The organism is Bacillus sp. BACIII (assembly GCF_057836745.1).
In genome coordinates this window covers 3,231,809-3,254,665 of record NZ_CM174437.1, presented here as the reverse complement: position 1 = coordinate 3,254,665, position 22,857 = coordinate 3,231,809, and the positions used below count along the sequence as shown (strand labels likewise).

The 22,857-nt window shown below is 50.6% G+C and carries 22 protein-coding genes; 19 read left to right on the top strand and 3 right to left on the bottom strand.

Annotation, left to right across the window (positions count from 1 at the left end; genetic code table 11):
* Nucleotides 1–52: 52 nt before the first annotated feature.
* Nucleotides 53–508 carry an HTH-type transcriptional regulator SlrR gene (gene slrR / locus ACXN9U_RS15980; protein WP_003151541.1) on the bottom strand — a complete coding sequence of 152 codons (456 nt, stop codon included), beginning with the start codon at nt 506–508 and terminating at the stop codon, nt 53–55.
* 245 nt (nt 509–753) lie between these two features.
* On the opposite strand from slrR, the gene ACXN9U_RS15975 reads away from it, so the two are divergent.
* The 15 genes from ACXN9U_RS15975 to ACXN9U_RS15905 all read left to right on the top strand — a co-directional run bounded on the left by ACXN9U_RS15975 (nt 754) and on the right by ACXN9U_RS15905 (nt 16,469).
* Complete coding sequence (locus ACXN9U_RS15975) at nt 754–1,461, top strand: YveK family protein (RefSeq protein WP_060964208.1); 708 nt, start codon at nt 754–756, stop codon at nt 1,459–1,461.
* A 5-nt stretch (nt 1,462–1,466) separates the two neighbouring features.
* Nucleotides 1,467–2,147 (top strand): protein tyrosine kinase EpsB, encoded by a 681-nt coding sequence (gene epsB / locus ACXN9U_RS15970; protein WP_060964209.1) that lies wholly within the window; start codon nt 1,467–1,469, stop codon nt 2,145–2,147.
* A gap of 222 nt (nt 2,148–2,369) precedes the next feature.
* Complete coding sequence (locus tag ACXN9U_RS15965) at nt 2,370–4,187, top strand: polysaccharide biosynthesis protein (RefSeq protein WP_489201903.1); 1,818 nt, start codon at nt 2,370–2,372, stop codon at nt 4,185–4,187.
* Between the two features lie 15 nt (nt 4,188–4,202).
* The gene (locus ACXN9U_RS15960; protein WP_489201902.1) at nt 4,203–5,342 is read left to right on the top strand and encodes a glycosyltransferase family 4 protein; all 1,140 of its coding nucleotides are present in this window, start codon (nt 4,203–4,205) and stop codon (nt 5,340–5,342) included.
* The gene (gene epsE / locus ACXN9U_RS15955) at nt 5,339–6,181 is read left to right on the top strand and encodes a glycosyltransferase EpsE (RefSeq protein ID WP_489201901.1); all 843 of its coding nucleotides are present in this window, start codon (nt 5,339–5,341) and stop codon (nt 6,179–6,181) included. Before ACXN9U_RS15960 ends, epsE begins: the two co-directional genes overlap by 4 nt.
* Nucleotides 6,174–7,310, top strand: a complete 1,137-nt coding sequence (locus tag ACXN9U_RS15950) for a glycosyltransferase family 1 protein (protein ID WP_489201900.1) — start codon at nt 6,174–6,176, stop codon at nt 7,308–7,310. Before epsE ends, ACXN9U_RS15950 begins: the two co-directional genes overlap by 8 nt.
* A gap of 3 nt (nt 7,311–7,313) precedes the next feature.
* On the top strand, nt 7,314–8,417 hold the full coding sequence (gene epsG, locus ACXN9U_RS15945; RefSeq protein WP_016937859.1) for a biofilm exopolysaccharide biosynthesis protein EpsG: 1,104 nt from the start codon (nt 7,314–7,316) through the stop codon (nt 8,415–8,417).
* 18 nt (nt 8,418–8,435) lie between these two features.
* Nucleotides 8,436–9,473: a glycosyltransferase family 2 protein gene (locus tag ACXN9U_RS15940; RefSeq protein WP_489201899.1), complete on the top strand. Its 1,038-nt coding sequence runs from the start codon at nt 8,436–8,438 to the stop codon at nt 9,471–9,473.
* Nucleotides 9,474–9,477: 4 nt separating this feature from the next.
* Nucleotides 9,478–10,554, top strand: a complete 1,077-nt coding sequence (locus tag ACXN9U_RS15935) for a polysaccharide pyruvyl transferase family protein (protein WP_489201898.1) — start codon at nt 9,478–9,480, stop codon at nt 10,552–10,554.
* Entirely contained in the window at nt 10,551–11,585 is a 1,035-nt protein-coding gene (locus tag ACXN9U_RS15930) for a glycosyltransferase (protein WP_489201897.1), read from the top strand. The genes ACXN9U_RS15935 and ACXN9U_RS15930 overlap by 4 nt, the downstream gene beginning before the upstream one ends.
* Nucleotides 11,582–13,099, top strand: a complete 1,518-nt coding sequence (locus ACXN9U_RS15925; protein WP_489201896.1) for an MATE family efflux transporter — start codon at nt 11,582–11,584, stop codon at nt 13,097–13,099. Before ACXN9U_RS15930 ends, ACXN9U_RS15925 begins: the two co-directional genes overlap by 4 nt.
* Nucleotides 13,096–13,704: a sugar transferase gene (locus ACXN9U_RS15920; RefSeq protein ID WP_060964217.1), complete on the top strand. Its 609-nt coding sequence runs from the start codon at nt 13,096–13,098 to the stop codon at nt 13,702–13,704. Before ACXN9U_RS15925 ends, ACXN9U_RS15920 begins: the two co-directional genes overlap by 4 nt.
* A complete protein-coding gene (locus ACXN9U_RS15915; RefSeq protein WP_489201895.1) occupies nt 13,701–14,348 on the top strand; it encodes an acetyltransferase in 648 nt (215 codons plus the stop codon). The genes ACXN9U_RS15920 and ACXN9U_RS15915 overlap by 4 nt, the downstream gene beginning before the upstream one ends.
* Nucleotides 14,349–14,352: 4 nt before the next feature.
* A complete protein-coding gene (locus ACXN9U_RS15910; protein WP_489201894.1) occupies nt 14,353–15,525 on the top strand; it encodes a DegT/DnrJ/EryC1/StrS family aminotransferase in 1,173 nt (390 codons plus the stop codon).
* A complete protein-coding gene (locus ACXN9U_RS15905; RefSeq protein ID WP_489201893.1) occupies nt 15,504–16,469 on the top strand; it encodes a polysaccharide pyruvyl transferase family protein in 966 nt (321 codons plus the stop codon). Before ACXN9U_RS15910 ends, ACXN9U_RS15905 begins: the two co-directional genes overlap by 22 nt.
* Nucleotides 16,470–16,482: 13 nt before the next feature.
* Here the strand turns inward: ACXN9U_RS15905 and yvfG are convergent, their stop codons facing one another.
* The gene (gene yvfG, locus ACXN9U_RS15900; RefSeq protein WP_003151570.1) at nt 16,483–16,701 is read right to left on the bottom strand and encodes a protein YvfG; all 219 of its coding nucleotides are present in this window, start codon (nt 16,699–16,701) and stop codon (nt 16,483–16,485) included.
* 77 nt (nt 16,702–16,778) lie between these two features.
* Here yvfG and rpoN point away from each other — a divergent pair, with 77 nt between their 5' ends.
* The gene (gene rpoN, locus ACXN9U_RS15895; protein ID WP_489202504.1) at nt 16,779–18,089 is read left to right on the top strand and encodes an RNA polymerase factor sigma-54; all 1,311 of its coding nucleotides are present in this window, start codon (nt 16,779–16,781) and stop codon (nt 18,087–18,089) included.
* 36 nt (nt 18,090–18,125) lie between these two features.
* Here rpoN and lutP read toward each other — a convergent pair whose 3' ends face one another.
* A complete protein-coding gene (gene lutP / locus ACXN9U_RS15890; RefSeq protein ID WP_489201892.1) occupies nt 18,126–19,802 on the bottom strand; it encodes an L-lactate permease LutP in 1,677 nt (558 codons plus the stop codon).
* Between the two features lie 204 nt (nt 19,803–20,006).
* On the opposite strand from lutP, the gene lutR reads away from it, so the two are divergent.
* The 3 genes from lutR (at nt 20,007) to ACXN9U_RS15875 (ending at nt 22,833) form a co-directional block, all read left to right on the top strand.
* Nucleotides 20,007–20,726: an L-lactate utilization/bacilysin biosynthesis transcriptional regulator LutR gene (gene lutR / locus ACXN9U_RS15885; protein ID WP_060964222.1), complete on the top strand. Its 720-nt coding sequence runs from the start codon at nt 20,007–20,009 to the stop codon at nt 20,724–20,726.
* 30 nt (nt 20,727–20,756) lie between these two features.
* Nucleotides 20,757–21,947, top strand: coding sequence for an aminotransferase-like domain-containing protein (locus tag ACXN9U_RS15880; protein WP_489201891.1), 1,191 nt, complete (start codon nt 20,757–20,759; stop codon nt 21,945–21,947).
* Between the two features lie 169 nt (nt 21,948–22,116).
* A complete protein-coding gene (locus ACXN9U_RS15875; RefSeq protein ID WP_060964224.1) occupies nt 22,117–22,833 on the top strand; it encodes a (Fe-S)-binding protein in 717 nt (238 codons plus the stop codon).
* The last annotated feature ends 24 nt before the right edge of the window (nt 22,834–22,857 follow it).

Below are 22,857 nucleotides of genomic sequence, written 5' to 3'. Positions count from 1 at the left end.
TATACAGAGATGAAGACATGAAGCGAATGAAATCCCTTTCACCTGCATATGATCAGTAACGCTTTCGTTCTAAAAATGACCTGACTTCCTGAACGGACAAGCCGAGTTCTTTTGCTTCCTGCATCAGCGCTTTCCATTCCTCAATGTTAGATTCAGTCAGTTTTCTGTTGCGGTAGGGTGCGGGCTCCGGCCGTTTTTCAGTCAGTTTGTTCGTAAAGGTGAACAGTTCTTCTTTCGGCATGCCTGACTGCACAGCCTGCACGAGATGAATGCGCCACTCATCTTCCGTGCCTCCCATATGATGCAGCATCGTTTCGGCATCAAAAAGCTCCGTCAGATCGACTTGAAGGGTGGCGGACACTTTTTTAAGAAATTGGATGGACGGATTTGAGTGAACCCCCCGTTCTATCTTGCTTAAATAAGATTTAGAGACTCCCGCTTCGACTGCTAGCTGATTAATAGAGTAGCCTTTTCTTCTGCGGTATAAACGTATTATTCTTCCAATCATTGTGCTGAATTCTCCCCTGCATACTGACATTTTTTCGTTCATTATAAGAAATTTTCCGTTCTTTATAAAATTTAAAATTGAAAGGTAAGTGCAGTAAATAAGAGGAAAATCACGATAATGTTCTCTAAAAAGAACCAAATGGCTTAATTTGAAATTTTCAAATTTCGAGCTTTTCTTTTATAATCCAATCATTAACAGAAGGGGGCGTTTAAGCCTGATGCAATAAGGATGAGGCTGTATATTACATGAATGAGAATATGAGTTTTAAAGAATTATTTGACATTATTAAGCACAGATTTTTACTGATTTTTATCATGACAGCAGCGGTGACGCTGATAACAGGATACATCCAATTCCGGGTGATTTCGCCCGTTTATCAGGCGTCGACACAAGTGCTCATTCATGAAACAAGCGGTGAAAAAAATTCGAATCTCAGCGACGTTCAGCTGAATCTTCATTACAGCACCACGTTTCAAACGATAATGAAAAGCCCGGTTGTGCTTGAGAAAGTGAAACAGACGCTGCATCTTTCTGAGACGGCATCCGCTTTAAAAGCGAAGATCACGACAAGCAGCGAAACCGATTCAGAAATCATCACCGCAGCGGTGCAGGATGAGAATCCGAAAAAGGCCGCCGCTATAGCGAACACGCTGATGAAGACATTTAAAAAAGAAGTCCGTGACAGGATGAATATAAAAGGCGTCGTCGTTTTGTCAGAGGCGAAAGCATCGGAAAGCCCGATGGTCAAGCCTTCGCGCATCCGGAATATCATGATGGCATTCGGTGCGGCTCTTATGGCCGGTGTGACGCTTGCGTTTTTTCTCCACTTTCTTGATGAAACCGTTAAGAGCGAGCGGCAGCTCAGCGAAAAAACGGACTTGCCCGTTTTAGGGGTTGTGTATGATATCAAAAATCAGCAGACACGGTCTGATGAAAAACATTTCGGGGAGTGAGGCGTTTGGGATTCAGAAAAAAGAAGTCAAGACGGGGATTGGCTCAAATATCTGTTTTACATCACAAATCATTGGTGGCTGAACAATACCGCACCATTCGGACAAATATTGAGTTTTCCTCTGTCCAGACCCATCTGCGCTCCATTCTCGTCACTTCTTCCGTTCCGGGAGAAGGAAAATCATTCAGCGCCGCCAATCTTGCCGCGGTATTTGCGCAGCAGGAGAAAAAGGTGCTGCTCGTCGATGCGGATTTACGAAAACCGACGATACACGAGACTTATCAGCTTGAAAATGTACAAGGCCTTACGAATGTGTTAGTCGGAAACGCTTCCCTCGATGAAACGGTGCAAAAAACGCTGATTGACAACCTCTATGTCCTAACGAGCGGGCCGACGCCGCCGAATCCGGCAGAGCTTTTGTCCTCAAAGGCGATGGGAGAGCTGATTCAGGAGATGTACAGCCGGTACAGTCTTGTTATTTTCGACTCACCTCCGCTTTTAGCGGTGGCTGACGGACAGATTTTAGCGAACCAGACGGATGGAAGCGTTCTCGTCGTCTTGAGCGGAAAAACGAAAATGGATACCGTCCAAAAGGCGAAAGACGCGCTCCAGCAGTCAAAGGCGAAGCTTCTGGGCGCGCTGCTGAATAAAAAGAAGATCAAAAAAACAGAGCACTACTCGTATTGAGCGGTGCAGGTGATGTCTCCTTACCTTTATCAACGGAGGCACTCGGCTCTGCTGTGGGCAGCGGTTTCTGCTGCCTTAGATGCTGGTCGTCGGTGGCGGGGTGTGAGGACGGGTTAAATGCCCAATTTATCTTAAGATGATGCATTGTTATCGGCTTAGCTGTTATGCCAGTTTTTTTACGAAAACCGTATCAGCTAAACCGATAAATGAGGAGGGGAAAGATTGACTTACCGGAGAAGACTTTCAATGATTTTTGCATTGGATACGTATCTCGTTTTACTTTCCGTTGTTATAGGATATCAATTTTTTGAGGATTCTTATCACTTTTATGACTCCGGAGCGTTATTGCTGACCGCCGTGAGCATGCTGATCAGCCACCATGTATGCGCTTTTATGTTTCATCAGTATAAGCAGGTATGGACGTATACGGGAATAGGTGAGCTGCTTGATCTGCTGAAGGGGATCACTCTGTCCGCAGCCGTGACAGCCGCCGTCCAATACGGGGTGTTCCACACGATTTTGTTCCGGCTTTTAGCCGTCAGCTGGATGATTCAGCTATTGTTTATCGGAGGAAGCCGGATGATTTCGCGCGTGCTGAAAGAAACGATCGGCAGGAAGCAAAATGACTCTTCCCGGGCGCTGATCATCGGCGCGGGCGCAGGGGGAACGCTGCTCGCCCGTCAGCTTACCCAGAAAAATGATCTCGGCATCATGCCGGTGGCTTTTATTGATGATGATCAGACGAAGCACAAGCTCAAAATTATGGGCCTGCCCGTCATCGGCGGAAAAGAAAGCATTATGCCGGCGGTGCAGAGGCTGAGAATTCATCATATCATCATCGCCATTCCGTCTCTTTGCCCCCATGAGCTCCAGACGCTGTACAAAGAATGTGTGCAGACGGGCGCCCATATTAAAATCATGCCGCAATTTGATGAGATCCTGCTCGGAACGCAGGCTGCCGGACACATCAGGGATGTAAAAGCCGAAGATCTCCTCGGCAGAAAGCCGGTCACCCTTGATACGAGCAAAATTTCTGACAGCATAAAGGGGAAAACGATTCTGGTCACGGGCGCCGGCGGCTCTATCGGTTCTGAAATCTGCCGCCAGATCAGCGCGTTTCTTCCGCATGAAATCGTCCTTCTCGGCCACGGGGAGAACAGCATTTATTCGGTGCATAACGAACTGTCCGCACGCTTCGGCAAAGAGGTGCTTTTTCACGCGGAGATTGCCGATATTCAGGACAGAGATAAAATCTTTACGTTGATGAAGAAATACGAGCCGCACGTCGTCTATCATGCGGCCGCTCATAAACATGTGCCGTTAATGGAACATAATCCGGAAGAAGCCGTTAAAAACAATATTATCGGCACGAAAAATGTCGCCGAAGCCGCCGATATGTGCGGAACGGAAACATTCGTGCTGATTTCTTCTGACAAAGCGGTCAATCCGGCCAATGTCATGGGCGCGACGAAGCGGTTTGCGGAAATGGTCATCATGAACCTCGGAAAGGTCAGCCGCACCAAATTCGCCGCCGTCCGTTTCGGAAATGTGCTCGGAAGCCGCGGCAGCGTCATTCCGATTTTCAAAAAGCAGATTGAAAAAGGCGGACCCGTCACCGTCACGCATCCGGCGATGACAAGATATTTTATGACGATTCCCGAAGCGTCAAGACTCGTCATTCAGGCGGGGGCGCTTGCAAAAGGGCGGCAGATTTTCGTTCTGGACATGGGAGAGCCCGTCAAAATCGTCGACTTGGCAAAAAACCTGATTCATTTATCAGGCTATACGACAGAACAGATTCCCATTGAATTCTCCGGCATCCGCCCGGGAGAAAAGTTGTATGAAGAACTGCTGAATCATAATGAAGTACATACGGAACAGATTTTTCCGAAAATCCATATCGGGAAAGCGATCGACGGGGATTGGGCCGTGCTCATCCGTTTTATGGAGGAATTCAGCCGTCTGCCTGAAGATGAGCTGAGAAAACGGCTGTTTGAGGCGATTGAATCAGTACATGAAGAAGCGGCCGCAGGCGTGTGATGGGAGGACAGAAAGATGACGAAAAAAGTATTATTTTGCGCCACTGTCGATTATCATTTTAAAGCCTTTCACCTTCCGTATTTTCAATGGTTTCAGGATATGGGCTGGGAGGTGCACGTCGCGGCAGGCGGTCATATGAACCTTCCGTTCGTTGATAAAAAGTTTTCCATTCCGATCCGGCGCTCCCCGTTTCATCCCGAAAATCTTTCTGTTTACAGGCGGCTGAAGCAGCTCATTCAAGACAACGGCTATGACATGATTCACTGTCATACGCCGGTCGGCGGCGTACTCACCCGCCTTGCTGCGAGACAAGCGCGCCAAAAAGGGACAAAGGTGCTGTACACCGCGCACGGCTTTCACTTCTGCGACGGAGCGCCTCTGAAAAACTGGCTTCTTTATTACCCGATCGAAAAATTTCTCTCTTCTTATACGGATTGTCTCATTACCATTAATGAAGAAGATTTCGAACGGGCCAAGCAAATGAAAAAAACGGATTGCGACGCGAAAAAAATACACGGCATCGGTGTGAATACAGACAGGTTCCGCCCTGTGAGCCCGGGAGAAAGTGAACGGCTGAGAGAAAAACACGGCTTCAGCGCCGGGGAATTTATCCTCGTATATCCCGCCGAATTAAACGGCAACAAAAATCAGGGTATCCTCATTGAGTCTGCGGCCTTGCTGAAGCGCAGCATCCCGGAGCTGAAACTCGTATTTGCCGGAGAAGGCGCGATGGAAGAGCCGTACAGAAAAAAGGCTGAATCACTCGGGGTATCCGACATTGTGCGATTTTACGGTTTTTGCCGCGACATTCATGAGCTGATTCAGCTTGCCGATCTGTCTGTCGCCTCAAGTCTCCGCGAAGGGCTCGGTATGAATCTGCTTGAAGGGATGGCTGCCGAAAAGCCCGTCGTTGCCGCGGACAACAGGGGGCACCGCGAGATCATTGAAGACGGTGTGAATGGTTTTCTCGTGCCGGCCGGAGACAGCGCGGCGTTTGCCGATCGGATTGAAAAGCTGTACCGCTCCCCTGGCCTGCGAAAAGCAATGGGGCAAAAAGGGCGCAGGACGGCGGAATGTTTTTCAGAAACACGCACGGTAAAGGAAATGGCGCATATTTACGCCGGTTATATGGACAAAAAGGAGAAAAGCGTATGAATGCAGGAGCACAACCGAAAATTTCCGTTATCATGGGGATTTATAATTGCGAACAGACTTTAGCGGAGAGTATTGAATCCATCCTGAGCCAATCTTATAAGAATTGGGAACTGATTATGTGTGATGACGCGTCAACTGACGGAACGTATCAGATTGCGCGCCGCTACGCGGACCATTACAGCGACCGGATCACGCTGATTCAAAATAAGACAAACAAGCGGCTTGCCGCTTCGCTGAACCGCTGTCTGACATACGCAACGGGGGATTATATCGCCAGACAGGACGGTGATGACATATCCGTCCCGAGAAGACTGGAAAAACAGGCCGCTTTCTTAAACAAGCACGCCCACTATCAAGTCGTCGGCACGGGTATGCTCGTATTTGACGAATTCGGCGTAAGGGGCGCCCGGCTTTTGCCGCCCGTGCCGAAACCGGGAATTATGGCGAAAGGCACACCGTTCTGCCACGGCACCATTATGATGCGGGCCGAAGCGTACAAAGCGCTCGGCGGCTACCGGTCAGTCAGGCGGACGCGGCGGATGGAGGATATCGATTTGTGGCTGCGCTTTTTTGAAGCGGGTTTCCGGGGGTACAACCTTCAGGAAACGCTGTACAAAGTCAGAGAGGACAGCGATGCGTTTAAACGGAGATCATTTACGTATTCCATTGATAACGCGGTGCTCGTTTTTCAGGCGTGCAGACGGCTGAAGCTGCCGCTTTCCCATTACGTGTATATCGCAAAACCGCTCATCCGCGCCATAACGCCGCCCGCGGTCATGAACCGTTATCATAAAAACAGGGACGTCCGCCAAAAAGAAGGGCTTGCCGAACATGACTGACAAACCGGCGCGGGTGCTGCACATTTTCAGCGGGATGAACAGAGGCGGCGCAGAAACGATGATGATGAATTTGTACCGGAAGATGGACAGAACGAAGGTGCAGTTTGACTTTTTAACCCATAGGAACGATCCGTGCGCTTATGATGAGGAAATTCTTGCTCTCGGCGGACGGCTTTTTTATGTGCCGAGCATCGGCAGCACAAACCCGATTACTTTTGTGAAACAGGTCAAACGGGTGATTCAGGAAAAAGGACCGTTTGCCGCCGTGCATGCCCATACCGATTTTCAGTCGGGATTTATCGCATTGGCCGCTCGTTTAGCAGGCGTCCCCGTGCGGATCTGTCATTCGCACAGTACATCGTGGAGGGGGCGGTCGTCCGGGCTTGGCAAGGTGCAGATGTTTGTGTTCAGGCGGCTGATTACGGCAAATGCCACCGCGCTGTGCGCCTGCGGAGAAGAGGCGGGCCGTTTCTTATTCGGAAAACAAAAAGACGTGCGGCTTTTGCCGAACGGCATTGATCTTGACTTATTTGCCGGCGGACGCGCGCACATAGAATCTGAAAAAAGGAAGCGGGGCATTGCCGCCGGCCGATTGGTGATCGGTCATATCGGCCGCTTTACAGAGGAGAAAAACCACGAATTTCTGCTCCGGCTGGCCGCTGATATGAAAGAGCGGGGCATCGGTTTGCAGCTGATTCTCGCCGGAGACGGTCCGCTTCGCACCGATATGGAAAAGCTGGCGGAGAAGCTGGGGCTTAATGATGCTGTGCGTTTTATCGGTGTGGAAGATCGCGTTCATGATCTGCTGAAAACACTGGATGTATTTGTCATGCCGTCTCTTTATGAGGGGCTGCCCGTCACGCTCGTTGAAGCGCAGGCCTCCGGGGTGCCGTGCGTCATATCAGACGGCATTACAGAAGAAGCCGATGCCGGGCTCGGGCTGGTCAAAAGGCTCAGCCTCAAAGAACCGCCTGAACAATGGGCATCCGCGATTTTGCGGGCAGCTGAGGCGCCAAAGCCTGGCAGGGCGCGCATTAAAGAAACCCTCGGACGGCTGGGATATGACGCGGGAGAGAATGCGGGGGCTGTGATGAAGCTTTACAATATGAACTGTGAAAAGGAACAGTAACGAATGATTGTATATGTAGTCAATATGGGAATTGTTTATATTTGGTCATGGTTCGCAAAAATGTGCGGCGGGCGTGATCAATCGCTTTCAACCGGATACCGGCCGAATCAGCTCGTCATGCTCGTTCCGCTGGCATCGCTTGTATTGGTTTCCGGTTTGCGCTACAGAGTCGGGACAGACTTTCAGACGTACGCGCTGATGTACAAACTGGCGGGAAATTACGGGAGCATATGGGAGATCTTCGGGTTCGGAGCGAAAAAAGCAGCCGTTGATCCGGGATTTACCGCTCTTATCTGGCTCATGAATTTTATCACGAAAGATCCGCAAATCATGTATTTCACCGTGGCGGTCGTGACGTGCAGCTTTATTTTAAAGGGGCTCGTTGAGTTCGGACGTCCATTTGAACTGAGTGTATTTTTGTTTTTGGGCACGTATCATTATTACGCTTCCTTTAACGGAATCAGGCAGTATATGGTGGCGGCTGTTTTGTTTTGGGCCGTCCGCTATGTGATAAATGGAAGCTGGAAGCGTTATATGTCCATCGTGCTGTTGTGTTCGCTCTTTCATTCCTCGGCCTTAATCATGATTCCGGTTTATTTCATTGTCAGAAGAAGAGCCTGGTCGCCCGCGATTTTCGGGCTGTCGGCCTTGTTTCTTCTCATGACGTTTCTGTATCAGAAGTTCATTTCGCTGTTTGTCGTCGTGCTGGAAAACAGTTCGTACGGTCATTATGAGAAATGGCTGATGACCAACACGAACGGGATGAACGTCGTAAAAATCGCGGTGCTGCTTCTGCCGCTGTTCTTGGCTTTTTGCTATCGGGAGCGGCTGCGGAAGCTCTGGCCTGACATTGATGTCATCGTGAATTTCTGTCTGCTGGGTCTGCTTTTCGGTCTGCTGGCGACAAAGGATGTTATTTTTGCCCGGTTTAATATATATTTCGGCCTTTACCAAATGATCCTGATCCCTTATTTTGTGAGGATTTTTGATGAAAAATCGAATGCGCTGATCTATATCGCCATTATTGTCTGTTATTTTCTTTACAGCTATTTGCTTATGCCGGTCGATTCGTCTGTGCTTCCGTACAGAACGATTTTTTCCCGGTAATGAATACTGGAGGTTTATATGGAAACACCCGCGGTCAGTTTATTAATTGCTGTGTATAATACGGAATCTTATTTAGAAAGATGCTTAGATTCATTGCTCAATCAGTCGCTCGCCAATATCGAAATCATCGCCGTCAATGACGGGTCAACAGATCAAAGCCCGGACATTCTTGAAACCTATCAGAAGCGGGATGAGAGAATCCGGGTCATTCATCAGCAAAACCGGGGACTGGGCGCGGTCCGCAACAAGGGGATTGAGGCGGCGCGCGGCGAGTTTATCGCTTTTATTGATGCGGACGACTGGGTTGAACCCGACTATTGCCTGCGTATGTATGAAAAAGCGAAGGGGTCTCAGGCTGATCTCGTGATTTGCGAATATGCGGCCGAATTTGCGGATACGGGGAAAACCGCCGTTTCAACGATCGCTTCAGCCTACGATGGCCGCCCGAAACAGCTGTACCTGAAAGATTTATTTGAAGGAAGAGTCAGCGGATTTTCATGGAACAAGCTGTACAAAAGGGCCATGATCGAACAGCATCGGCTGCGCTTTCCGCTTCGGGATGAGCTTGAGCACGTGGAGGATCAGTACTTCAGCCTCCGGGCGCATGTTTTCGCCGATGCGGTCTCGTACGTGGATCAGCCGCTCTATCATTATCGGATTCACTTGACTTCCATTGTGCAAAGCTATCAGAAAAAGCTGTTTGACTCAGGTCTCGTTCTCTACCGGCTGAACGAGGCTTTTTTGCGTGAAAACGGCTGCTTACAGGAATACCGGCAGGAGCTTGATTATTTTATCGTCCAGCATGGAACGGTCTGCCTGCTGAATGAATGGAAGCGGAACAACGGCGGCCGGTTCTCCGAAAAATGGCGGAATATCAGCCGGATATGCGCTGATCCCGTGTTTCGGCTGAGTCTTTCCAAAACCGGAACGGCGCCGTTTGATGCTAAACGCTCATGCCTTCTGCTTTTGGCGAGGCTGAAGCTGATTCCGTTCGTATCGCTGGCATCAGCCGCGTATCAGCGGGCAATCGAGTACAAAATGAAAATCAGAGGGTGAAGACATGTCGATACAATCTTTAAAAATCAATCTCGCGGAATGGCTTTTGCTAAAGGTCAAATACCCGTCCCAATTTCATTTCGGAACGGCAGCGGACAGGGCGGAGCATACAGCGGCAAGAAAAAAGATCATTCTGACGCTGCTTCCGTCCCACGATAATCTCGGTGATCATGCCATCGCCTACGCAAGCAAAACGTTTCTTGAACGGGAATATCCCGATTTTGACCTGATTGAGGTCGATATGAAGGATATTTACAGGTCCGCAAAAGCGCTGATCAAAAAGCGCCATCCCGATGATATGGTATTCATCATCGGCGGCGGGAACATAGGGGATTTGTACCGGTATGAGGAATGGACGCGCCGTTTTATTATAAAAACATTCCGGCAGTATCGGATCGTTCAGCTTCCGGCGACGGCTCACTTTTCTGATTCAAAAAAGGGGCGGAAGGAACTGAAACGCGCCCAAAAAGTGTACAATGCGCATCCCGATCTTCTGCTGATGGCGAGAGATGAGACGACGTATCAATGGATGAAGCGGCATTTTCCGGGAAAAACTGTGCTCAAACAGCCTGATATGGTCTTATATTTGGATAAAAGCGAGCGGCGCATCCCGCGGGAAGGGATCTACCTTTGTTTACGGGAGGATAAGGAGAGTGCGCTGACAGCTGAGGAAAGAACGATGGTAAAAGAAGCTTTGAAAAAAGAGTACGGAGAGCTGCATACTTTTACCACGACGGTCGGCCGGAGGGTCAGCCGCCATACACGCGAAGGGGAGCTGGAGGCGCTGTGGAATACGCTGAAAGGCGCGGAGGCGGTAGTCACTGACAGGCTTCACGGGATGATTTTTTGCGCGCTGACGAAAACGCCTTGTGTCGTCATTCGTTCGTTTGATCATAAAGTGATGGAAGGCTTTCAATGGCTGAAACATATACCGAACATGACACTGCTTGAACGTCCGGAGCCTGAAGCCGTGACGGCCGCTGTAAACGGGCTGCTGAGCGGCAAGCATGAGGCAGGCGATTCTTTGCGCAGTGTTTATTTTGCCGGGCTGCGCTCGAAGATCAGCGGTGATGCCCAATGAACGCGCCGCTTGTGAGCGTGATCGTCCCGATGTATAAGACAGAGCCTTTTATTGAAGAATGCGCGGTATCTTTAACAAAACAGACGCTGAGAGACATCGAAATCATTTTCGTCAATGACGGCTCACCGGATCAGTCCGGCCGGATTGCCGAACAATTCGCCGCAGAAGATACGAGAATCCGGGTGATTCATAAAGAAAACGGCGGCCTCAGCTCGGCCCGCAATGCCGGAATAAAAGCCGCCCGCGGCCGTTATATCGGCTTTGCGGACGGCGATGACTATGTGGCGGAAACGATGTTCGAGCGGCTTTATGAAGAAGCGGAGAAGAACCGGCTTGATATCGCCGGCTGCGGTTATTACAAAGAAACGCCGTCTAAAGAAAGAACGTATATGCCGCCGTCCCTTCCGCCGGGCCGCGTCTTCACGGCGGCTGAGATGACTGCATTGCTGACCCGCGCGCACGAACATCGGTTTATTTGGTATGTGTGGCGCTATATATACCGGAGAGAAGCGCTGCAAGGGCTGTTGTTCCATGAAGATATCCGGTTTGCCGAAGATTCTCCGTTTAACTTGGCAGCGTTCCGCCAAGCCTCGCGTGTCAAAGTGATAGATGAAGGGCTGTACGTGTACCGGGAAAACCCGCAAAGCCTTACAGAAACACCGTTTAAGCCTCACTTAGATGACGAACTTCAGAAGCAATATGAAGCGAAAATGGCTTTTTATGAGGCGAACGGGCTGACGGACGCCTGCCGGGGCGATATCGATACGTATTTGTGCAAGCATCAGATCCCGATGCTGATCGCCAACGCATGCGCCGCCCCGCAGCCGTCACATCAGATTACGGCGCACATCGGCAGAATTTTGACGTATGACATGGTAAAAACGGCGGTGCGCAGCACGCCGTGCCGGCATAAACAGCTGCTGGCGGGAGAGCGTGTGGTGCTCGGTCTGTGCAAAATGCGCCTTCCGCTTCTTCTGCATGCGTTTTTCGAACGGAAAACGAAAGAGAAAGGCAGTGCGGAAGGAGCATGAAATTTGCCATTAATTTCGGCGCTAATGTGACGGCGTTTTTACTATCGGTGTTTTTATCAGTGTGGATGACGCCCTTTATTGTGAAAACATTAGGTGTGGAGGCTTTTGGATTTGTCCATCTGACACAGAATATCATTAACTATTTCTCAATTATTACCGTTGCGCTGAGCTCTGTCGTTGTGAGGTTTTTCACCGTCGCCGCCCACAGGGGCAACAGGGATGAGGCCAATGCGTATGTAAGCAATTATTTAGCCGCGTCTGCCGTGATATCGCTTTTGCTCGCTGTGCCGCTCGCTGGGACGGCTTTTTATATTGACAAGATCATGAATGTGCCGGCCGGGCTGGTTACGGATGTGAGGCTCTCTATCGTCATCGGCAGTGTGCTGTTTATGCTGACGTTTTTGACGGCGGGATTCGCGACGGGGCCGTTTTTTGCCAACAAGCTTTATATCACAAGTTCTATTCAGGCCGTGCAAATGCTGGTCAGGGTGCTGTGTGTGCTCGCTCTGTTTACGTGCCTGCCGCCGAAGATCTGGCAGATCCAGCTTTCGGCTTTAGCGGGAGCCGTCTGTGCTGCGGTGCTGACGTTTTTCTTTTTTAAGAAATTGATTCCGTGGTTTTCTTTCAGCCGTAAAACCTTGTCATTACAGACGGGCAAAGTGCTGTTTTCGGCCGGTGCCTGGAGCTCTGTCAACCAGATCGGCGTGCTGCTGTTTCTGCAGATTGACCTCATGACGGCCAACCTCGTGCTGGGGCCGTCTGAAGCGGGTGTCTATGCCGCGATTATTCAATTTCCGCTCCTGCTCAGAAGTCTTGCCGGGACGCTTGCTTCGCTGTTTGCGCCGGTTTTGACTTCCTGCTATTCAAAAGGCGATATGGAAGGCCTCCTGTCTTACGCCAATAAGGCCGTGCGGCTGAACGGGCTTCTGCTCGCGCTTCCCGCGGCATTATTGGGAGGGCTTGCGGAACCGTTTCTGGCGATTTGGCTGGGCCCGTCATTTGTACAGACGGCGCCGCTTTTATACATTCACGCCGGGTACTTGGCGGTCAGTCTCTCTGTCATGCCGCTTTTTTACGTATGGACGGCTTTTAATAAACAAAAAACGCCCGCCGTCGTTACTTTATGCTTAGGCGGACTGAATGTCATATTGGCCGTGGTTCTCAGCGGACCGGCTCATCTCGGCCTGTACGGCATCACCATTGCCGGGGCTGTCTCCCTCATGTTGAAAAACGCCGTCTTCACGCCGCTGTATGTTTCGCATATTACCGGCTTTCAGAAAACCGCGTTTTACAAAGGCATGTTCGGTCCGTTGGCGGCGGCCGCATTTGCCTGGGCTGTCTGCCGGGGTATCCGGCTGTTTTCACCGCTTGACAGCTGGGCCGGTCTGATCGCCGCGGGACTTGCCGTATGCATGAGCTATGCCGCATTCGCTTTTTTCTTCATTTGTACGAAAGAAGAAAGGCGGCTTGCTTTACAGAAATGCCGAAAAGTGAAAGGAGCTGTTCAGATTTGAAGGCGAAACGTGTATTTGATATAGCAGCCGCGATGTTGTTATTGTGCGGCGCAAGTGTCATTCTTTTCTTCGCCATGGCAGCCGTCAGATGCGCCATCGGGTCTCCCGTATTATTCAAACAGACGAGACCGGGGCATAACGGGCGTCCGTTTACGTTGTATAAACTCAGGACGATGACGGATGCGCGTGATGAAAACGGTGTGCTGCTTCCGGATCATCTCCGTCTGACCAAAACGGGGAAGCTGATCAGAAAACTAAGCATCGACGAGCTTCCCCAGCTTTTTAATGTGATCAAAGGCGATATCAGTCTGGTCGGCCCCCGCCCTTTGCTGATGGATTATCTGCCGCTTTACACGGCGGAGCAGGCGCGGCGGCACGAGGTGAAACCGGGAATTACGGGCTGGGCGCAGATTAACGGGAGAAACGCGATTTCCTGGGAAGAGAAATTCAAGCTTGACGTGTGGTATGTCGACAACCGCTCATTCCTTCTCGACTTAAAGATTCTGCTTTTAACGGTGAAAAAAGTTCTCGTGTCAGAAGGCATACACCAAGACGGCCAAGTGACGGCAAAGCGCTTCACAGGCAGCGGAGATATGTCATCGTGAAAAAGATCGTGCTGATCGGAAACGGCGGACACGGAAAAGTGGTGAAGGAAATCGTGCAGGCCCGTTCCGATATGGAGCTTGCGGGCGTATTGGACGACGGATTCAGCGGTTTTGCCGTTCGGAACGGTTTATATACGGGCCGGACGAAAGACGTGCACATGCTTCTGCAACTCGTCCCCGAAGCCGTGTTCACGTTATGCATCGGACATAACGGTGTCAGAAAGCAGCTTGCTGAAAGGCTTGGGATTGAACAAGACGATTATGCCGCACTCATTCACCCAAGGGCAATCGTCAGTGAAACGGCCTCCGTCGGACACGGAACGGTTGTGATGGCGGGCGCCGTCATTCAGACGGGCGCTGACATCGGCGCCCATTGCATCATCAATACGGGTGCGGTTGCCGATCATGACAATGCAATCGGAGATTACGTCCATCTTTCACCGCGCGCGGCGCTTGCCGGCGGAGTGAAAGTCGGGGAAGGAGCGCACGTCGGAATCGGCGCGTCCGTCATACCGCAGATGGACATCGGCCCTTGGTCCGTGATCGGTGCGGGGGCTGCTGTCATCAGCCGGATTCCCGGCCATGTGACGGCGGTCGGCGTTCCGGCCCGCGTCATCTCCTCTATTCATAATGAAAAAGGATGATTTCATGCATACAAACAAACGGATTTATTTGTCTCCGCCGCATATGAGCGGAAAAGAACAGGAATACATCGCGGAAGCCTTCCGTTCCAATTGGATTGCGCCGCTCGGTCCGCTCGTCAATTCGTTTGAAGCGCGGCTGGCGGAATATGCGGGAGTGAAAAGCGCGGCGGCCGTAAGCTCGGGAACGGCGGCCATCCATCTTGCCCTGCGGCTTGCGGGTGTGAAAAAAGGAGACGCTGTATTTTGCCCCTCCTTTACATTTGTCGCCACGGCGAATCCGATTGTGTACGAGCAGGCAGAGCCCATTTTTATTGATTCGGAATGGGAGACGTGGAACATGTCGCCCGATGCGCTTGAGCGGGCGCTCCGGGATGCAAAACGGCGCGGCAGGCTCCCGAAAGCGGTGATCGCCGTCAATCTTTACGGCCAAAGCGCAAAAATGGATGAACTCATGAGTCTTTGCGACGCATATGGCGTCTGTCTGATTGAAGATGCTGCCGAGTCTTTAGGATCAACATATAAAGGCAGGCAGAGCGGCACATTCGGCCGTTTCAGCATTTATTCCTTTAACGGAAACAAAATCATTACAACATCGGGAGGCGGCATGCTCGTGTCTGACGATGAAGCTGCGATTGAAAAAGCGAGGTTTCTTGCGTCACAGGCGAGAGATGCCGCCGTTCATTACCAGCACAGCGAGCTCGGTTATAACTACAGACTCAGCAACATTCTCGCAGGTGTGGGTATATCACAGCTGGAAGTGCTCGAAGATCGTGTCCGGGCGAGGAGAGACATTTTTCACAGGTATCGGGAAGCGCTGGAAACGTATCCGGGAATCCGCATGATGCCGGAGCTTGAAGGAACGGTTTCAAACCGCTGGCTCACGGCTCTGACGCTTGATAACGGCGTGACGCCGGAAGAAGCCGTCGCTTGTCTTGCAAAACACAATATTGAGGCCCGTCCGTTGTGGAAACCGCTGCATACGCAGCCGCTTTTCTCGTCTTCTGTCTTTTATCCTCATAGTGAAGATGAGCGGGTCTCTGAGAATCTTTTCAGCCGAGGGATTTGTCTGCCGTCCGGATCTGACTTGTCTATTGATGAGCAGCAGCGTGTCATTGACGCACTTGCGCACCTGTTTGAAACGAAAGGGGAGAAAACATGGACAGCCGCCATGTCATGAGCCGATTAAAAGAGACGCTGGCAGGTCTGCTCAGCGTCATACCGCCCAAGTCTGACATCATGTATGCCGACTATCCCCTCTACGGAAATGTAGGGGATTTATTAATTATGAAAGGGACGGAGGCGTTTTTTAAAGCGCACGGCATCCGCGTGAAACAGCGCTGGAATCCAGATAATTTTCCATTTGGGCGCCGGGCGGGCAAAGAAACGATCATCGTCTGCCAGGGAGGCGGGAATTTCGGGGATCTCTACCCGTACTATCAGACGTTCAGAGAAAGAATCGTCAAAGCCTTTCCGGAAAACAGGATCGTCATTCTGCCGCAAACCATCTATTATCAGGATAAAACACGGCTGCGAAAGACAGCGGCGCTTTTTGCGGAGCACAAGGATCTGCACCTGTTTACGAGAGATCATGTGTCATACGAAACCGCGAAACGCTTTTTTTCGGCAAATCATATCGGGCTTATGCCGGATATGGCCCATCAGCTGTATCCGATTCGGACGGCAGCTGCTCCGTCACGCGGCAAGCTTCATTTTATCCGCACGGACGGGGAAATCAATCCGAATCTGCAAACCGATTCTTCCGTTGAAAGCTGCGACTGGCAGCATGTGCTGTCAGCAAGCGACCGCCGGGGGATCGCTTTTTTCCAAACGCTGAATGTTTTGAATAAAAAAGCGGGAAACCCGCTGCCGATTGCGCGGTTTTGGAAACTCTATTCCGATTTCTTAACGAAAAAAGCGGTCCTGTTTTTCAGCAGGTACGAATCGGTGGAAACGTCAAGGCTTCACGGCCACATTCTGTCCTCGCTTCTCGGGAAACCAAATACCGTCATTGATAATTCATACGGGAAAAACGCCAACTATTATCACACTTGGATGCACGAAGCGCCGGACGTCCGTCTGATCGGGGAAACCGCCGGCACGAAGGAAAACCTTCCGCTTTGAATGAGCGGAAGGTTTATTTTGTTTCTCCACGTTTTACTTTGTTATATGCCTCATCCAAATGCTGAATTCTTTTGAGCACAACCGAGTTCTTTGTCAGCTGATCCTGGACAAGGGTTGAGACGACGGAGCGGTAATAGCTGTTCATCGCATGAATTCGGTCTTCATTCGGATTCATTTCAATATGCTGTGTAAAGTTTTCAATAAAATACGGAACAGAAAAAAGTTCTGACATCTATAAAGCAACTCCTTTTAATAAGTATATACGGTATGAAACCAATCATGTACAATGAAAAAAGGGGAGTGAGCATGATGGATATGAAACTTCAGCAAACACAAATGTTAAAGCCTCAATTAACGCAAGAGCTTAAACAGGCCATCGCATTACTCGGATACAATTCCGCGGAACTGGCCGGATATATTGATGAGCTCTCACTGGAAAACCCTCTGATTGAACGAAAGGAAACAGACACGCCGCCACTATCTTACCATAAAACAAGTAAAAACAGGATGAAAGAACGGGACGGAAGCCAGCAGATCAGACTTACGCGCAAAACGCTGCAGGATTCGCTCAAACAGCAGGCCTTAGACATGAAGCTGTCCGATGATGAGAAGAAAATTTTTAATTATCTGATATATTCTTTGGATTCAAACGGATATTTAAATGAGGACATACAAGCTGCTGCCGACCATGTATCCGCATCATTGGAGGAGACGGAAGCGGTTCTCGCAAAGCTTCAATCGCTTGAGCCCGCGGGAATCGGCGCTAGGTCTTTGCAGGAATGCATCCTTCTTCAGCTCCGCCGTCTGCCTGAGCGGAACGAACAGGCGGAATGGATTGCCGGCGCCTATTTTGAGCTATTTGCAAGAAAGAACTGGAAAGCGCTTACAATGAAGACGGGCATTCCGCTGAAAGACATTCAGGACATCTTTGACATGATCAGCGCGCTTGATCCGAGGCCGGGGCTCCGTTATGCGCATGAGGAGCCGGGTTTTTACGTGGAACCGGATATTTTCATCACGGTGAAAAACGGCACCATTCAAGCGCGGCTCAACAGCCGTTCGTTCCCTGACATCCAGCTTCATGCCCATTACCAGCCGCTATTGTCAGCCGCCGGATGCCGTGATACGAAAAATTATCTGTCGGCGAAATATCAGGAATGGCGCTGGCTGAACCGGGCGTTGTCGCAAAGAAAACAAACCATCACGAGAATCATCGGCGTCCTGACTGAACGGCAGGCATCCTTTTTTCTCACAGGAAAAAGCGGAATGCAGCCGCTGACCTTAAGAGAGGTGGCGGAAACGCTGGAGCTCCACGAATCAACGATCAGCCGGGCCATCAAAGGGAAGTACGTTCAGACGCCGTACGGACTGTATGAAATGAAAACATTTTTCTCGGCGAAAGCTGAATCATCGGGAGACGGCGGCGCCTCCAATTATGCCGTAAAAGCCCATCTGGAAGCATTGGTCCGTAAAGAAGATAAAAAGAAACCTTTTTCAGACCAAAAGCTTGCCGATCTGCTGCACGAACAACATGACATCCGAATCTCCAGACGCACCGTCGCCAAATACCGTGACCAATTAAATATCCCGCCGTCATCTGCGCGAAAACGGTACAGCTGAAACCTCCCCGAACCATACCCGGGGAGGTTCTCCGTGTTACGGGATCATCCATGAAAACAGATGATGCTGTAAAAATGTCATGAGACAGACGAGAAAAAGCAAAAACAGACTGTGCTTAATCGTAAAGCGGAAAAGGTCTGATTCCTTGCCCGCCAGACCGACAGCGGCACAGGCAACCGCAATGGATTGCGGAGAAATCATTTTTCCGGTGACACCGCCTGATGAATTGGCGGCGACGGAGAGAACCGGTTCCATCCCGACGGAGAGCGCCGTCACCTTTTGCAATCCGCCGAATAACAGATTGGCCGACGTATCAGAGCCGGTAATAAACACGCCGAGCCAGCCGAGCACCGGTGAAAAAAAGGTAAACATCGCGCCCGTCATGGCAAGCGCAAGACCGAGTGTCGTGCTCATGCCGGAAGCATTCGTCACATAAGCAAAGCCGACAACAGAAACGATGGTGACGATCGGAAGCGTCAATTCTTTCACCGTTTCTATAAACGCCCCGCCCCATGTCTTCCACGACATGCCGAGTGCGAACTTGGAGATGACGGCGGCAATCAGAATCGCCGTGCCCGCTGAACCGAGAAGCTCAAGCTTGTACACCGCTTCAATCGGCGTGCCGTCCGCCTGAAGAATTTGCTGATTTACAAATGGGACGGGAGGCGTGAAAGTCAATGCTCGCCCGGCTGCATTCAGCCAGGAAAGCCAAATGGACGTTCCTTCATAATGGCCGGTCAGGGCGGCCTTCACGCCGGGAATCCCCCAAACGGATATCATGGCTGTCAGAAGAAGAAAAGGAGACCACGCTTTAAATATTTGAGCGCCTCCGTACACGGCCGGCACCCCGTCGATGGACGCTGCTGATTCCCGTTCTGCCGCGAAATGAAAGGCCGTTTTCGGTTTCCAAAACTTTAAAAACACAGCGAGCGCGGCCATGGAAACCAGCGCTGACAGCACATCCGGCAGTTCAGGCCCTAAAAAGTTCGAGCTTGCGTACTGCACGGCCGCAAAGGAGACGCCGGAAACAAGAATGGCCGGCCATACTTCAAAAGCCTTTTTAAACCCGCTCATCAAAATGATTAAATAAAGCGGTATAAACACGGATAAAAACGGCAGCTGCCGGCCGACCATTTGGGAAATGTCCATAGCCGGTATCCCGGTCGGACCTTCGACGGCGGTAATCGGAATGCCGATCGCCCCAAAGGCAACAGGCGCCGTATTGGCAATCAGGCAAATCCCCGCCGCATAAAGCGGCTGAAAACCAAGTCCGACAAGCAAAGCGGCCGAGATTGCGACGGGAGCGCCGAAACCGGCGGCGCCCTCTAAAAACGCCCCGAAAGAAAAGGCGATGAGCAGCGCCTGCAAACGCCGGTCATCTGTAATGGACAGCACTGAACTCCGGATAATCTCAAATTGTCCCGTTTTCACGGTGATTTTATACAAAAAGACCGATGTGACGATAATCCAGCCGATCGGAAGCAGACCGTACACCGCTCCCTGCGAAGCCGACAGCACCGCTTTTTCCGCCGGCATGCCGTACACAAATACAGCGATTAAAAGCGAAATGGCTAACGTCAAAAGCCCCGCTATGTACCCCTTCATCCGTTTCACCGCAAGCGCCCAAAAAAAGAAGATCATCGGCACGAGCGCGCAAGCTGCCGATAAAAGCAAATTTCCCCCTAATGGAGCATACCCCTGTGTCCATTGCATCCCTAAAAAACCCCTCCTTATGTCATGCAAGCGATTACTTTTATGATAAGGTCATCTGATGACCGGGTTAATTAGCATTATATTTTGAAAGTTTTGAAAATACAATCCTTTTCTTGAACAAATTGTCTGAACCTGTCGGCGGTGCGAAAAAAGAAGTATAATAGACGATAAACATCAAGATTCACAAGTGACGGGGTGATCGCGTTGAAATATAAACAAATTAAAACGAAAAAAATCTACGAAGAAATCGCTGATGCATTGCTGGAGAAGATAAAAGCGGGCGAGCTTAAGCCGGGTGAAAAGCTTGATTCCGTTCAGGCGCTTTCCGAGAGCTTTCAGGTCAGCCGCTCGGCGGTCAGAGAAGCGCTGTCAGCTTTAAAAGCGATGGGGCTTGTCGACATGAAGCAGGGAGAAGGCACATACATAAGAGAATTTGAGCCGTCCCATATTTCCCAGCCGCTTTCTTCCGCTCTCTTAATGAAAAAAGAGGATGTCAAACAGCTGCTCGAAGTCAGAAAGCTGCTTGAACTCGGCGTCGCCGCCATGGCCGCTGAAAAACGCACCGAAGAGGATTTGCAAAAAATCCGCCAGGCCCTCATGGAGATGAAAGACATCGACGGAGACGAAGAATTGGGCGAAAAAGCAGATTTCTCCTTTCACATGGCGCTGGCGGAAGCATCACAAAACGGCCTGCTCAAGCATCTCATGAATCATGTCTCTGCGCTTCTTTTGGAAACAATGAGAGAAACGAGAAGAATCTGGCTGTTTTCTAAACGAACGAGCGTGCAGCGATTGTATGAAGAGCATGAACGCATATACAGCGCCGTCGCCGCCGGAGACGCGGATGAAGCGGAAGCTGCGATGACCGCGCATCTGACGAATGTGGAAGAAGTGCTGGGGGCTTATTTTGAAGAAAATGTATAGAAGCTGACTTGTGAAAGGGGATATGATCACATGCAGGCCAAATCTTTTTTTTCTGACCATGTAAAGAAAGCTTTGACAAACGATCCTCCCGGGGAGTGGATGCCGGCTGTTCCAAAAGCGTGCATCCCTCTGCATTCCGGCTATCCCGATCCCGCGCTCGTTCCTGCTAAGGAGCTGAAAGAAGCCGCATCCCGCCTTCTGGATGAGGAGCGCGATCTGCCGCTGCATTATATGGGAAGCCCGAGGCCGGCCGTTTTAAAAAAGCAGATTCAAGAACGGTTATCCTTCCGCGGCATTCGCTGCCGTGACGATGAGCTGCTCGTGACCTCCGGCGCCTGTCAGGCGATAGATCTGGCAGCCCGGGTTTTCCTCGATGAACAAACCGCCGTTGCCGCAGAAGCTCCGGCTTACATGGAAGCGCTCGAGATTTTTAAAAATTACACACCGCATATGATGAGCATTCCGGCAGATCAAGACGGTCTGCAAACAGAAACATTAGCCTTCATGCTTGAGGAAAGAAAACGAAAAGGGCTTGTGCTTCCGCGTCTTCTTTACACGATACCCGCTTTTCAGAATCCTGCGGGAACCGTGATGTCAGCGAAGCGGAGAACCCGCCTGCTTCAGCTTGCCGACACATATAATTTTCTCATCTTGGAGGATGACGCATACGGCGAGCTCGGATTCACGGATATCCCGCCGTCATTGAAAGCCATGGATCAGAACGGCCGGGTGCTGTACGCCGGTTCATTTTCAAAAGTCATTGCCCCGGGTCTGAGAATCGGCTGGATTGCAGGGGACGCTGCATTCATCAAGGCATTGTCTTGGTTTAAAAAAGACTTGGATCATCCATTTTCTCAAGCGGTGACCGCCGTCTATTTGGAACAAACGAATGTTGAAGAACGGCTCGCCGCCTTGTGTAAAGCATACCGGAGCAAACGTGACGTTTTGCTTGCCGCATTAAAGCAATATCTGCCGGAGTCCGCATCCTGGCACGTGCCGGACGGCGGTTATTTTGTCTGGGTGAAAGTGCCGGGGGCGGATACGTCCGCACTTCTGGAGCGGGCTCTTTCTCACGGTGTTTCCTATGTACCCGGTAAATATTTTTTTCAGAATCAGGAAGACGGCGCAGAATATCTTCGCCTGTCGTTCAGTTACGCAGGGAAAGCCGCGCTAAAAGAGGGGGTCCAACGGCTGGGACGCCTGCTGAAAAATAAGATGTAAAGAAGCTTGCGGGCTTCTCTTTTTTTTGCTCTTAGCGCATCGGACAAAAGGATTTTTCAGAAAAACCTTCCAAACCATATTCAGAATAGTGTAGGATATTTATAGAGCTTTCCAAAAACAGGTCATCAGATGACCGGATCACATATTGAGGATGAAAGAGGGGTTCATCATGAAAGTCTCATTATTTGTCACGTGCCTTGTGGATATGTTCCAGACCAATGTCGGAAAGGCGACGGTTGAGGTGCTGGAACGGCTCGGGTGTGAGGTGGATTTTCCCGAGGGTCAGATTTGCTGCGGGCAGCCCGCATACAACAGCGGGTATGTGACGGACGCAAAAAAAGCGATGAAGCAGATGATTGCCGCGTTTGAGGAAGCGGAGTACGTCGTCAGTCCGTCAGGTTCCTGTACGACGATGTTCCGTGAATATCCGCATCTGTTTCAGGACGATCCGAAGTGGGCGGAAAAAGCGCAGCAGCTTGCGGATAAAACGTATGAGTTAACAGATTTTATCGTCAATGTTCTCGGGGTGGAGGATGTCGGGGCGGTGCTGCATAAAAAAGCGACATTACATACGTCGTGCCACATGACAAGGCTGCTCGGCGTGTCGGAGGAGCCGATGAAGCTTTTGCGCCATGTAAAGGGGCTTGATTTTACTCCGCTTCCCGGAAAACATCAATGCTGCGGATTCGGAGGAACGTTTTCAGTGAAAATGGCGCAAATCTCTGAGCAAATGGTGGATGAAAAGGTCGCCTGCGTGGAAGACACGGAAGCCGAGGTGCTGATCGGGGCGGATTGCGGCTGTCTGATGAATATCGGCGGGCGTCTTGATCGTAAGGATAAAAACGTCAGAGTCATGCACATCGCCGAAGTGCTGAACAGCAGATAACACGAGAAACCACAAGGGGGTAAA